Below are 13,039 nucleotides of genomic sequence, written 5' to 3' on the forward strand. Positions count from 1 at the left end.
ACCAAATAGAATAAATAAACACTTGGGAATTCTTAAGCCGAGATATATTCTCGGTTTTATTATTATTTTTACACCAATGCTGAATAGAAATAATTAAGGAGGATTTAGAATAATGAAACAAATCGCCGTGAAAGTCGTAATCGGTGTTCTGATAGCGTTGATGGCAGTATTCTCGTGGCAGATAATTATGCTTCGCCAGAACCTTCAGGAAAAAATGGAAACCGTGAATCTAATGATCTCGAAATATGAAGCAAAGGCACAGTTCATCGATGACTATCTACCCATAGTTGATGAGTACACGCAATCCGAGATAACGGCAAAAAGGATTCTTGCTGCCGTCTATGAAAACAGCGTGCAGTACGATATCCAGCCCGAGCTGATACTCTCGGTGATAATGGTCGAGTCCGAATTCAATCCAAGGGCATACAGCAGCGTCGGAGCGATCGGATTGATGCAAATTATGCCGGTCACAGGTATCTATGTTGGTAGAAGCCTGGGATATTCGATCAAGAACGAAGATGATCTCTACAATATCGAGAGAAATATTAAGGTCGGTGTCGTATTCCTCAAGGAGTGCATAGAAAGATTAGGCGAGCACAGAGGCCTGGGCTACTACTATGCAGGACGGCATTCGCAACACTACAATAGATATACCACGAAGATCGCCGCGGCCAAGGAGCTGTGGACAGCCGATGTCTCAAGCCTGACTTATAATGTGCACTAAATTGCAGGAATGAAGGTTCTGTTCAGGTCTGAAATTACAAGCCGTTGTCTTTAGAAAATATACTCCAGGGCGTCGGTCGGTACCCACCCTCCAACACCACCTGGTAATTGAAACAGGGCGTATCCGCCTCTGGTTTCGCGTACGCTCACCTCAGCTCCATCGTGCACGAGAAGGATTTCCTTGTATTCTGCACCCGGACCGCTGGTAGCACTGACTTCAGGTGCCACGACAACCGCATGGGAACCTTCGATTTCCGCTCGCCAAGATAACCAGCTAATGAAGAAGAAGAGACAAATGAAAATGCTAGCAGCTAGCATGTAAACAGCAGCTTTTCTCCGATATACTACCAGCACCGATAAGAAGAACACCGATACCATGAACAATATCGTTGTGAGGAGTTGAGCTTCAAAGAGTGAAACGGAATGGAGCACCTCTGACAGCAAATTCATGAACGGGCTTTGGGCCGAAGATATCTTATCGACACGATAATTGCGTGCGAAATTAAGATTATATGCAATGTCACTGTCCCGTGGAGAAAGGAAATTTGCCCTGCGGTAATTCAATATCGCCTTGCCGAGCATTCCACGCTTGAAATAACTATTGCCAAGATTGTAATATACCCCTCCATTATTTATCTCTTTGCTTGCTTGTTCATAAGCAACAATTGCTTCGCTGTATTTCCCTTGTTCATAGTACGCATTCCCTCTTCTGTATGATTCAGTGGAGTTCAGCCCGAACTGCAAAAAGACCAAGAACGCGTAAGTAAGTGCCGCAGTCATAATTTAGCGATCAACGCCTTTGTCTTTTCATACAACATGCGAGGATCATCGCATTTCATCCCCGGCGAAAACCTCATATCACATTGATTAAACAGATATTCCAAGTCCTTGATAGTTTCCGCCGGGACCTGCCTAACTCTTAGTTCCTGGATTATGCCTTCATTGGTGAGAGCACCTACTTCGAGATTGTAACGGTCACCAATATATCCGAGCAACACCCTTGAGAGTGCAGCGTGGAATTCCTTTTCCCTGTTTTTCATAAGATGCTGTTTGACTTCATTAAGACGTATCTTCAGTAACTTGCTCGACCTCACCTTACGTGCATAGGCACGGTCGGATATGAGTCGAGCCTGATGGCGGCGATAAAGGATGGAAGCCCCAAGCATCACAAAAGTGGCCATGTAGGGAAAAACAAGCCACCAGCCAGCCGACATCGGCTGGCTGGAGAGGCGCTTAACATCAGGTTTTATGTACCGGATATCGCTGCCTGTAACCTTCAAGCCCCCGCTTTGCGCAAGCTCTACCGCAGATGAGGTTTGCGTGGCGACGAACTTCAATGCCCTGGTAGATACGGTTTCGAACCTTCTTTCTTCGGGATTGAAGAAAGCCATCGTTATGGCCGGCACTGCATGTTCCCCGTCGGTTTGAGGAATGAGTGGGTAGTTGAATTCTTTATAACCCTGTATCCTATTCTCGGCAAAGCGCACATCTTCATTTATCTCCGGATCCAGGATCCTCACTCCCGGGATGTCAGGGATGGTCGGCCTCTCCACAAGCTTGATATTGCCAGAACCGGTGATCCTCACCGTCAAGGTAATTGGCTCGGCAGCTTCTGACGAAGTTCTATCGAGCGACGATACGATCGAGAATTCACCTACACCACCGGTAAAATCGCCGGGCCTCCCCTCAACGGGTAGCGGTATCACATTAACGACCAATGGATCAGATTCAATAACCACTGTTTTGGTAGTGCCAAAAAAATCAAAAAAATCGCGCGGTGATTGCAGAACCGCCACATTCAGTTTCATGGGTGATATTCGAAGTTGACCGCTGCTCATCGGAAACAGAGCCGTCTTCTTCAACTGGCAATAATCATACAACACACCATCTATGGTCTTTCTCTGGAATTCAATTCTTTGTGCGTCGAAGATAGGTTCAACCCAGAATCCATTAAAAGATGGAAGCTCACCGAGACTCATGTCGGCCAGCCTGAGTCTCGTATACAGCGCATATTCAACTACCACCTGCTCACCCTGGTATACGCTCCTGCGGTTCACCGCCGCGGACAGTCTAAGATTCCCATTGACATCATCACCGGATACCGATGGCAGGGGCGCCTGGGCTGATTTTGGCTGGCCGGGCACAGCACCACCCTTAACCACCTTCATACCTATTGGCTTTGTCCTGTACACCTCTCCGCTGAGCTCCAGTTCGCAAGGCCCGATTACAGTTTCGCCGACGCTTCTCGGATAAAGCGTGTAAATAAAATTAACGAGCTGCCGTCTGATCGACTTGCCTCCCGCCATCTGAATGCTCGTGGACTGTGACGTCGAGGTTCCTCCGATATTGAAATCCGGCAGATCCGGTAACTTTGGATAAGGGATCTGACCAAGGTCCTCGCCTTCAACAATCACCGTGAGTATGACAGGTTCGCCAATTTCAACTTCAGTTCTGTCAATCGAAGCTACAAATCTTATTTCTGCAGAAAGGAGCAATACAGGAACGAGCAAGAGGATTCTACCAATCTTTTTCAACACTTTCCTTCCTTTCCTGGACACGCGACTTTTCTAGATTTTCCCTTTCTTTGTTTTCCATCGCCTGAAGCACACGCTCCGCCTGCTCCTTGCCAATTTCACTCTCATCTGGCTGTGGCTGAGGCTGTTCATCGGGAGGGTGTTGCTGCTGGGTCGAATCGCTCTGTGGCTGATTCTGCAACTTTTCCTTTATTCGAAGACAGAACTCAAGATTCTGTTTCGCCTGCAAATCCTCTGGATTCGCAAGGAGTGACATCTTATAAGCATCAATAGAGACCTCCAACTGTCCCTTTTTGAACTGGGAGTTTCCAATATTGTAGAAGACGTTAGACTGGAACATACGTTCCTTATCAAGGAAACCAAGCTGAAACTCACTCACCGCTTCATCGTACTTTTCCATTCTATACAGTACACGGCCAATGTTATAGTGAATTTTCGGGTTATCAGGCTCCTGGACCAACGCTTTTTGATAACTCTCCAATGCCGCATCATATTCTCCCTTGCGTTCGAGGTAATTCCCGCGTCGCATGTCCGAGCCGACATCGGACCATGCCACAGAGACAGCAATCAACGCTGTGCACCAAAAGAATTTCATGGGCAGATATACTCTCTTGACGGTTTCTTCCGCCGGTTTTCGGACAAAGTATCATAGATATTTCGACGATTGTCCAAAAGTATGAGCGACGAAAAAAGGTTTACCGCACCGGCAGCAATATCCCTTAACATAGGACGATAAGTTTTCATAAATCGTACCATCTCCCCTTTCGGTCATTCAAGAACACCCCCAATAATACGAAGATGAAAGCCGGAATCAAGAAATATTGATATCGTTCCTCATATTCAATGTACTCGCCACCGCTAATATCACTCTTCTTTATTCTATCCAACTCGGCGATCAATCGATCCATGTAAACACCTTCGGTCCGGAAGTATCTGCCATCGGTCGCCTTCGTCAAAACGATCAGTAATCTTTCGGTAAGGCGTGACATAACGATCTTTTCATCCCTGTCCTTCTTATAGGAAACGAAATTTCCCTGCGCGTCGAATTCGGGTACCGGTGAGCCCTCGACCGTCCCCATACCAACAGCGAACAGCCTGATGCCCTGGTCTTTGATCCCTCCAACCGCCTTAACTGGTTCGCCGACAAGATTATCGCCATCGGTGAAGAGTATCATTGCTTTATAAGTATCCTCTTTCTGGTTCAATAGAGAAGCCGAAACGATTATTGCTTTTTCTAAATCCGTACCCGGTTTGGGTACCACGTCTGGTGATATTACATCAAGAAAGAGTTTTACGGCTTCGATATCGGTCGTCAGCGGACACATGACATAACACTCTCCAGCAAAAGCCGTGATACCGACGAGATTCCCGGATAGTTCATCCAACAGCAGCTGGATTTCGGTTTTCGCCCGATCGAGCCGATTCGGCTTCACATCCTGAGCGAGCATGCTCTTCGAAGCATCGAGTGCGATTACAATATCAATACCCTTACCCTTGTAGATTTGCAGCTTCTCACCCCATTTCGGCCGGGCAAGCGCAATAACGAGAAACGCAAATCCGAAAACGAGCAGCAGATAACGCAACACCTGAAGACGTGTGTCTACGGAACCCGTTATCTTCGAAATCATTTTGTCATCAGCAAAATCTCTAAGACGGGACTTCCTGCCAAGCCTATAGAGAAAGATGCCGATGATCATAAACGGAACCATGATCAACAAGTAAAGATATTGCGGTAAGACCCACTTTATCAAGGCAATCTCCTTAAAACCACAAAGCTGAGGAACATATTCACAATGAATGTAATAACCGCAGCCTTCATGATGTCATCTGCCTTCTCTTCATGAACAGTGTGCTGGATCATCTTGAACGTTGTCGGTTCCATCCTATCGATTTCATCATAAGTCGCCTTCAAAGCCGCCGCATCCGAAGCGAGAAAAGCATGGCCGCCGGTTATACCGGCAATCTCGTTCAATATATCCATGTCAAAGTCGATCTCAACCTGGGTGTAAGTTCTGCCGAATATCTGATGATCCACCGGGTAAGGGACCAGACCTTTGGTACCTACACCTATGCAATAGACCCGAATCCCAAAGGTCTGCGCGATCCTCGCCGCGCTCACCGGGTCGATCTCACCACGGTTGTTCACACCGTCAGTCAGTAGAATTATTGTTTTCTGCTGTGCCTTTGAATTTTTCAAACGGTTGACTGTGGTGGCTAACCCTGTGCCAATAGCAGTTCCATCCTCGAGCAAGCCAAAATCGACATAATTCATCAGATCCTTAAGAACCGAATGGTCCAGAGTCAAGGGGCACTGCGTTAACGCATCGGCAGCAAAAACGACGAGACCGATGCGATCGCCCTCACGCTTCTCAACAAATTCCTTTGCCCTCTCCTTGGCAACGTACAGACGGTTCTTCGGCTGGAAGTCTTCCGCTCTCATCGATGTCGATATGTCGAGGCAGAGCATAATATCAACGCCGCGTGTTTCGATCTCTTCGTACACTCTGCCCTCCTGAGGCCGAGAGAGGCCAATAACAAGAAGAACGAGCACGAACAAGTTGAGAAACGAAGGCAAATGCTGCATCAACTTGCCTCGCATACCAGCAGTCTTCAGGAAAGTAATATCTGAAAACACAATTGCCGATCTTCTCTTCCTGAATTCGAAATAGATGAGAGGCAAGAGTAAGATGAGCAATAGAAAATACCACGGATGGGCAAATCTCATTTACTCTCCTGTGCGGGATCGTCTGGTTTTGTCTTATTCACCAAATCCTTTGCCGCATCGATGGCCGAAGCGATCTCGCTGCCAGGCGGCACATATTTGGCGTATTTCACCAGGTCGGCGCTCGTGAAAAACGTGTTAAATTTATCGCGCTGTGGTATTCTCAGTGTCCGCATATTATCGACAATTTCGGTCGTTGTCTGCTCTAATGCCTTGAATTCAAACCGCCTCTCCAGATATCTCTTCAGTATCTCTGATAGTGAATAGTAATACTTCTTTATCATCCCCCGGGATAACCATTCATCAACGGGTATTCTTTCCAGCGCAAGAATTGCTTCAACCCAGGGCGGTGGCAACGGCTTGGCAAGCGCCCTGGCTTTCCTCAGTTTTCTCAAATAATGGTATGCTAAATACCCTAACGCGGCAATGAATAAGATTATCGCACCGATGATCAATGGCCTGAAATTAGGGAATCGAACCGCACCTTTGATATCATTTATATCCTGCATATCAACCGGCAACACGCTTGCAACCTTTACATCCACCCTATTTGATAATAGGGTATCGATGAGGCTATCGGACCGCATCACGCATCTGAAGGAGGAAAGCTCCAACTCACCTGTGTCGAAACAGACTAATTCATATCGGTAGAGATTCTTGATCATCCCCCCCTCTTCGATCCTCTGGCTTGACTGATCGATGATCATGAATGGTTCCAACGCATCAACATACGGCATGGATATTTCCATACCCCGAGGATGGTTTACAGTCACCACAACCTCAAACGGATCGCCAACAGTCAACGTTTTGTTGATGTCCTTTCTGCCCAGTTCGGCATTGATTTCAATCTGTACGGCAAGCAACAGAAAGATCACCGATATCTCCTGGCCCTCTCCTGAAAGAATTTGTGCAACTTCGGCGTGAAATCGTCCATGGTCTGAAGGTCAATACTGTCAATCCCCAGGGATTTGAGAAGTTGTTGTCTACCATGGATCAGTTCCAAGCGATACGCGCGATAGGCATCGAGCAAGTTCCGATCCCTTGTGTCAATTGTGACGACCTCACCCGTCTCCGCATCTTCCAGCGACACAAGACCGATCCGCGGCAAAGCGTCTTCCACAGGATCGTTGATGTTGATGGTCACAAGATCATGCCGCTGTGCAACAACGCCAATGGGAATGCGCAATTTCTCGGGTTCAAACCCTTCGCCAATGAAATCGCTGATGAAGAATAGTATCGCTCGCCGCTTGAGGATGTTCATCAGGAATTCAAGCACCAGCTTCGGATCCGTACCCTTGCTCTCTGGTTCAAAGAAGAGTATATCACGAATGAGCCGTAGGACATGAAATCTTCCTTTCTTTGGCGGAACATATTTTTCCACCCGGTCGGTGAAGAAGATGAGCCCGACTTTATCATTGTTCCGTACAGCGGAGAATGCAAGGGTTGCTGCTATTTCGGCCGCTTGTTCGATTTTGAATTGTCTGCGGGTGCTGAAGTGTCCAGAGCCGGACGCATCAATACAAAGTATGACGATCAACTCCCGGTCCTCGGCAAACTTTTTCACGTAAGGCCTGCCCATGCGAGCGGTAACCTTCCAGTCGATTGTCCGTACATCATCACCGGGCAGGTATTCACGGACATCAAGGAATTCAACACCGGTGCCCTTGAAGGTCGATTTATATTCGCCCGCGAACATTGTGTTTACGAGCTTCTTGGTCCTTATTTCTATCTGCCGAATTTTCTTCAGGAAATCGGTTGCTAACATGAAAAATAAAAACGACGACTCATTGCTTAAGGCACCTCAATACCAGTCAGGATCTTCTGTATTACATCATCGGTCGTCACTTCTTCCGCTTCCGCTTCATATGTCAGGATGAGCCTATGCCTTAGAACATCCGGAGCAAGTTCTTTTATATCCTCGGGTATCACGAATCCACGCCGCTTCATGAAAGCCAGCGCCCGTGCCGTTGTTGCCAGATAGATCGATGCCCTCGGCGATGCGCCATAGCGGATCAAACCAGCCAACTCATCCAATCCATGTTCCTCTGGCTTTCTCGTGGCAAAAACAATGTCCAGTATGTAATCCTTTATCTTGTCGTCAATGTAAATCTGTCTGGACAGTTCGCGAGCTCGAATAATCGCTCTGGGATTGACGACGGCTTTGATCTCCGGCTCACCCGAAACCGCAATCTGCTCCATGATCTCTTTCTCTTCGGTCTTGTTCGGATAAGTAATCTTTATTTTCAACAGGAATCTATCGATCTGTGCTTCGGGCAGAGGATATGTGCCTTCCTGCTCAATAGGGTTCTGGGTCGCCAGCACCAAGAACGGATCATCGAGTTTGAAACTTGTATCACCAATCGTAACCTGCTTTTCCTGCATCGCTTCGAGCAGCGCGCTCTGTACCTTGGGTGGCGTCCGGTTTATCTCATCAGCAAGGATGAGGTTGGCAAATATCGGCCCCTTACTCACCGTGAATTCATTTGTGCGCTGGTTGTAAATCATCGTGCCGATAATATCGGCCGGCAGGAGATCGGGGGTGAACTGGATACGATGGAACTTTGTCTTTATGGCACTCGCCAGTGTACGTACTGCGTAAGTCTTGGCCAGCCCGGGAACCCCCTCAATGAGTATATGCCCGTCGGCAATCAATCCAACGAGCAGTCGTGATATCAAGTACTTCTGTCCGATGATCGCCTTACTTACTTCACTGGTAACGGTTTGTACAATAATGCTTTCTTTTTCGATTTGCTCATGTATCTTCTTTATCTCGTCTTTGACCTCTTCCATACTGCCTCCTCAAAACTGTCAAACGCAAGCCTGACGCAAAGGTACAACGTAATAACTATCATTTTTGACAAAGAGAATTCGCCAAGAGTTTATCAATAATGCGTTCAATAACCTATACCGTAATTCTATCCGAAAATTTGGAACTTACAAGGGCTTTTAGGGACAGTGCTTGCCACTTTGACATTATTAACAATAAAACATAATGATTCGCGGTTTATTGAATGAAACAAATGTGCCCGGTCAAAAAATATGACATTTACGGTATGTCAAATTGTCAAGCACCGTCCCTAAAGAAATGCCCTGCGCATATGCGCAGGGCATTTGATTGTCTTCTGGCGGTATGATATCTACAGCTCGATCTCCGTAGAAGCGTACACCTCGGGCGAGTAGACGTGACTATCGTTCGTGCCCCAGGCGAGAAAAACCAGGTAAGCATTTCCGACTTCGAGAACAACGTCTTGCGGATCACCGGAATTGAGCGGAATCGTAAAAGTAATTTCCGTCCCCCCGTTCTCGGTACCGGCTTTATCCGCCACATCATCGGTGCCGCCAAACACTGTATCGGGTAAATAGGCTTCCTCACCCGTGCCGATATTGTCCTGGATGTACGCCGTATCACCGACGACATAACCCGTGATGATATTCGCGTCTTGAAGACCACTGAGCGGATCAATATCGAAACCGATAAGCACCATACCAACGGTCGTCGCGCTCAACTTGACGAGCAGACTGTCCTGGGCATCATTGGTCTTCCAGCTCAAAGTGATCCCTTCGACTGTCTTGGTTTCGTACCCATCACCATCACCGCCGCATCCAACGAGCACTACTGCTGCCAGCAAGATTACCAGACCTGTCCCTAAGAACTTCATATTTTACCTCCCTTGTTTGATCAAAACCTGAGGAGACGCTGGATGTTGAACCCAATATATATGTCATTACTTGTCGTGCCCAACATCAATCGCCTCGGACCTGTGTTCCAGCCATTACCAATCTGCAACATAAAACGATGACCATCCGTGTCAACCCGCAGACCCGCCGCAAAGTAATTCTCTGGTCCCGTAATCGTTTCTTCTTCATCCAGAACCGGATAGTACTCACCGATCAAACTGATACGCTCGATCGGTCCGAACCACCAGTCAAAACCGACCTGGAGGCCAATGCCCAACCCGAATTTCTCGTCGTAGCTGTCATAGGCAAAATTGATGACCGGCGAAAAGGAGTTAGCGATCGGATAACTTTGAACTGCAGTGCTGTAGAACAAATTGCCGTTCCGCTCACCATTGCGCTCAAAATTGAAGTACTGCACATCGGCCTGTACCATCAGAAATATCTGAGGTATATGATGCGCGTAACTCGCACCGACTCTGTACTCGCCCTCGTGGGTCGTGTACGCAGCATTGAGCTCTAACCGTGGGACAATCGCATACCTCAGGCCGAGGCTGACGTTCGCACCGAGATCAAGGCCGAAAAAATTCTCAATGGGTTCTTCGGTCAACACCCCTTTGAATCTATGCTGTAATTCGAAAAGCAGTGACTTGCCATCAAGATTTGACGGTACCTTGAGATTCAACATGCTCGTCTCAAACGCAAACAGCTGAGAACCCGCAATTAGTATGACTAAAGATAAGACGATCTTTTTCAATGGAAACTCCTTGGCCGGGCCTTCATTCAGTTTTCTCTCCGGGTTGCTCTGCACTGATAATCAACTCAGACTTTTTCTTACCGGATATGTTGCAGTAGCCAATAACGGTGACCTTGTCACCCTCGTCTACATCAATTATCTTATATACTACTTCATGCTGTTCGCCATCCATCTGACGGGTGAATGTCTGTTCGACTTGCTTCTTACCGTTCACCTCAACGACCACCTTTTTAACATAGTGCTTTGATGCGTCGTTTACGCTGTGTTCTATTACGGCACTGAGAACCTTTGTATCACTATCATATTCCAGCGATACGTTTTTTGGCGGATGAGCGAAGAGCGGCACGGCCACCAGTACTATCAAAACAGTGACGAATGCCTTCATGATAACCCCCTTTTATAGGTAAACATAAAATATCACAAGCCCCAGATGTATAGAAGCACCTATAATGGCGAGTAACGCGATCAACTTGTGGTACTTTACTTTGAGCTTGATAACCCGCGTTCCTGTCAAAACCGCGAGTAATATGAATCCGTAGCTCACTATGCCTAACGGCATGATGAGTCCCGTTAAATCCATAGGCTTTACCTCCTCGTCATGCTTAATTAGTATAGATATTAAAGATCAAATGTCAACATGCTACTGACAATGGCGTTATTTTGTAATTGTGAGCCCGCTCGTGTGCCGCTTCCCCTCGCACTCGATATCAATAATGTAGCACCCAGCCGGTAGGTCAAGAGATATATCCGTCATTCCGACATAGTATCCTTCTCGTGCGTGAACACATCGCCCGAGTGCATCATAGATTCTTATGCTCGCATATCCTGCAAGGCCTTTCATGTATATTGTCAAGGCGCCGCGAGACGGGTTTGGACTGACGGTTACACGGAATCCTGACAGGCCCGAGGTTTCTCCGGCCTGTTCTTCAATAGAAGTAGCCAGTAGCCCATCAATAACACGCATGATCTCCTGCGGATCATATTCGTCCGACCAGTAGCGTACAATGCCCTGTTGATCGATTATGTAATCCTGCGGATAAGGCGCTTCTGGGTAAGGAACGCGGTACGTTGTGTAGAGGTTCTGATCATCTATCAAACCAATAAAACGCTGGCCAAATACTTCAATGAATTCCATCAGCTCGGCGGCACTCGAACTGATCTCGAATATGACAACCTCTGAAGTATCGTAGCGGGAAAAGATGGTGGCGTCCGTGGCCGCAGCCTGCGACCCACAGAGCGGTCACCAGGCACCGCCGAATTCCAGGAATACAACCTTACCGTGATATTGAGAAAGTGTATGGTAGTTATTATCAGACCCGAGCAGTGTGAAATCCGGTGCGGTCGAGCCAGCCTGTGGAAAACTTGTATTGTTCTTATAGACCCCTTGTATTTTATCAGGTTCATCCGGGTCATTGGAGTGGTAAGTAATACCGCCATATGCGCTTCCCGGACCACTCGCCGTTACAGTCACGACCTGTGAATCACCGGGTAACACGAAAAAAGAATTTGGATTAATCAAAATACCCGAAGGTGCACTGATAGAACCGACGTTAAGAGTGGACATGCCCGTGTTGCGAATGATGCCTAATGTTTCTGCAGTAGTACTTACGACGCCAAAATCAACAGTCTGTGGATACACATCAATATCCGGGCCAGGATCTGCACCGATTTTGTAGCACGAGATACCACGCCAATCAGCAACCACGATCAGACTATCGCTCCGGATATCGGCACCATGTGCCCAGGTCTTTGTATTTTCCCAACCGGCCGCTACAATATTGTACGGGTCGGTGACATCGAATAGCTCCATGATGCGCCAGGAACCGCAGATTATCGTGCTATCGATGGTTCCCGCTCCCCACACGCAGCCTCCAGTGGAAATCGTATCACAAATCACGGGATCATATGGTTCTGTTATGTCAATAGCTGCAAGACCTTCAGAACCAAGGGATACAGCGAGAATATTTCCCAGAGTGTTTATGTCGTTTGCCACGCCTGGCAGTGACAGCGTCGAAACCGGGTGCAATCCTCCTTCCAGTCCGATGACGAGAAGACCGTGAAGACCGTTCGCCACGTAGAGGAACGAATCAATGACGACAACATTCCAGGCCGCTGAACTGTCCAACGCGAATTCGCCCACCTTGTAGGGGTTCTGTAGATCTACAACACTCACGGCGTAGATGCCATTCTGGTGAGCGGCGCAATAGAGTATGCTATCAACCAAGACACCGCCTTCGAGCGCCTCAAGCGTACCTGGCGGATCGTATTGCCCAAGAAGCAGGGGCATCCCCGGCCCAGAAATATCCCATATTGTAACACCCGAACGCCGGCAGAAAGCAAACAAAAGCGTATCGCCAGAAGCAGTACACCGCCATGCCGCAGGCCCCGATGCAAAGACACGCAGGGGATTGATCGGATCAGAAATATCATATAATTCCAGACCCGTGCTGTACCCATCGACAACGTACGCCCAGTTACCAACGATCTCAACATCCACGATATGTGCCGGGGTCTGCTCGTTATGCCCAAGATACTCGAGATTGTCGAAACCCGCTTGGCCTGTTCCGAACAGAAACAGCGAAGTCAATGCAATATGAAAGAAGGAATTTCTCATTTTCTCTCCCACCT

General features: G+C 47.7%; 15 protein-coding genes. 1 reads left to right on the top strand and 14 read right to left on the bottom strand.

The window, feature by feature from the left end; genetic code table 11:
- Positions 1 to 112: 112 nt before the first annotated feature.
- A complete protein-coding gene (locus tag OEV79_04890; protein MDH4210765.1) occupies positions 113 to 724 on the top strand; it encodes a transglycosylase SLT domain-containing protein in 612 nt (203 codons plus the stop codon).
- A 50-nt stretch (positions 725 to 774) separates the two neighbouring features.
- Here the strand turns inward: OEV79_04890 and OEV79_04895 are convergent, their stop codons facing one another.
- The 14 genes from OEV79_04895 to OEV79_04960 all read right to left on the bottom strand — a co-directional run bounded on the left by OEV79_04895 (position 775) and on the right by OEV79_04960 (position 13,025).
- Complete coding sequence (locus OEV79_04895; protein ID MDH4210766.1) at positions 775 to 1,503, bottom strand: tetratricopeptide repeat protein; 729 nt, start codon at positions 1,501 to 1,503, stop codon at positions 775 to 777.
- Positions 1,500 to 3,260, bottom strand: coding sequence for a BatD family protein (locus tag OEV79_04900; GenBank protein MDH4210767.1), 1,761 nt, complete (start codon positions 3,258 to 3,260; stop codon positions 1,500 to 1,502). Before OEV79_04900 ends, OEV79_04895 begins: the two co-directional genes overlap by 4 nt.
- Positions 3,241 to 3,852 carry a tetratricopeptide repeat protein gene (locus OEV79_04905; GenBank protein ID MDH4210768.1) on the bottom strand — a complete coding sequence of 204 codons (612 nt, stop codon included), beginning with the start codon at positions 3,850 to 3,852 and terminating at the stop codon, positions 3,241 to 3,243. The genes OEV79_04900 and OEV79_04905 overlap by 20 nt, the downstream gene beginning before the upstream one ends.
- Before the next feature lie 145 nt (positions 3,853 to 3,997).
- The gene (locus OEV79_04910) at positions 3,998 to 5,008 is read right to left on the bottom strand and encodes a VWA domain-containing protein (GenBank protein MDH4210769.1); all 1,011 of its coding nucleotides are present in this window, start codon (positions 5,006 to 5,008) and stop codon (positions 3,998 to 4,000) included.
- A complete protein-coding gene (locus tag OEV79_04915) occupies positions 5,005 to 5,982 on the bottom strand; it encodes a VWA domain-containing protein (protein MDH4210770.1) in 978 nt (325 codons plus the stop codon). Before OEV79_04915 ends, OEV79_04910 begins: the two co-directional genes overlap by 4 nt.
- Positions 5,979 to 6,854, bottom strand: coding sequence for a hypothetical protein (locus OEV79_04920; protein MDH4210771.1), 876 nt, complete (start codon positions 6,852 to 6,854; stop codon positions 5,979 to 5,981). Before OEV79_04920 ends, OEV79_04915 begins: the two co-directional genes overlap by 4 nt.
- Complete coding sequence (locus OEV79_04925) at positions 6,851 to 7,744, bottom strand: DUF58 domain-containing protein (GenBank protein ID MDH4210772.1); 894 nt, start codon at positions 7,742 to 7,744, stop codon at positions 6,851 to 6,853. Before OEV79_04925 ends, OEV79_04920 begins: the two co-directional genes overlap by 4 nt.
- Before the next feature lie 26 nt (positions 7,745 to 7,770).
- Entirely contained in the window at positions 7,771 to 8,769 is a 999-nt protein-coding gene (locus OEV79_04930; protein ID MDH4210773.1) for a MoxR family ATPase, read from the bottom strand.
- A gap of 347 nt (positions 8,770 to 9,116) precedes the next feature.
- The gene (locus OEV79_04935) at positions 9,117 to 9,638 is read right to left on the bottom strand and encodes a DOMON domain-containing protein (protein ID MDH4210774.1); all 522 of its coding nucleotides are present in this window, start codon (positions 9,636 to 9,638) and stop codon (positions 9,117 to 9,119) included.
- A gap of 20 nt (positions 9,639 to 9,658) precedes the next feature.
- On the bottom strand, positions 9,659 to 10,411 hold the full coding sequence (locus OEV79_04940; protein MDH4210775.1) for a DUF5777 family beta-barrel protein: 753 nt from the start codon (positions 10,409 to 10,411) through the stop codon (positions 9,659 to 9,661).
- Between the two features lie 22 nt (positions 10,412 to 10,433).
- Entirely contained in the window at positions 10,434 to 10,796 is a 363-nt protein-coding gene (locus tag OEV79_04945) for a hypothetical protein (protein ID MDH4210776.1), read from the bottom strand.
- Between the two features lie 12 nt (positions 10,797 to 10,808).
- The gene (locus tag OEV79_04950) at positions 10,809 to 10,991 is read right to left on the bottom strand and encodes a hypothetical protein (protein ID MDH4210777.1); all 183 of its coding nucleotides are present in this window, start codon (positions 10,989 to 10,991) and stop codon (positions 10,809 to 10,811) included.
- Between the two features lie 75 nt (positions 10,992 to 11,066).
- A complete protein-coding gene (locus OEV79_04955; protein ID MDH4210778.1) occupies positions 11,067 to 11,546 on the bottom strand; it encodes a T9SS type A sorting domain-containing protein in 480 nt (159 codons plus the stop codon).
- 105 nt (positions 11,547 to 11,651) lie between these two features.
- A complete protein-coding gene (locus tag OEV79_04960; GenBank protein MDH4210779.1) occupies positions 11,652 to 13,025 on the bottom strand; it encodes a hypothetical protein in 1,374 nt (457 codons plus the stop codon).
- Positions 13,026 to 13,039 lie beyond the last annotated feature (14 nt).

Source organism: candidate division WOR-3 bacterium, assembly GCA_029858255.1.
In the GTDB taxonomy this organism is placed as follows: Bacteria; Hydrothermota; Tepidihabitantia; order SM23-42; family SM23-42; genus SM23-42.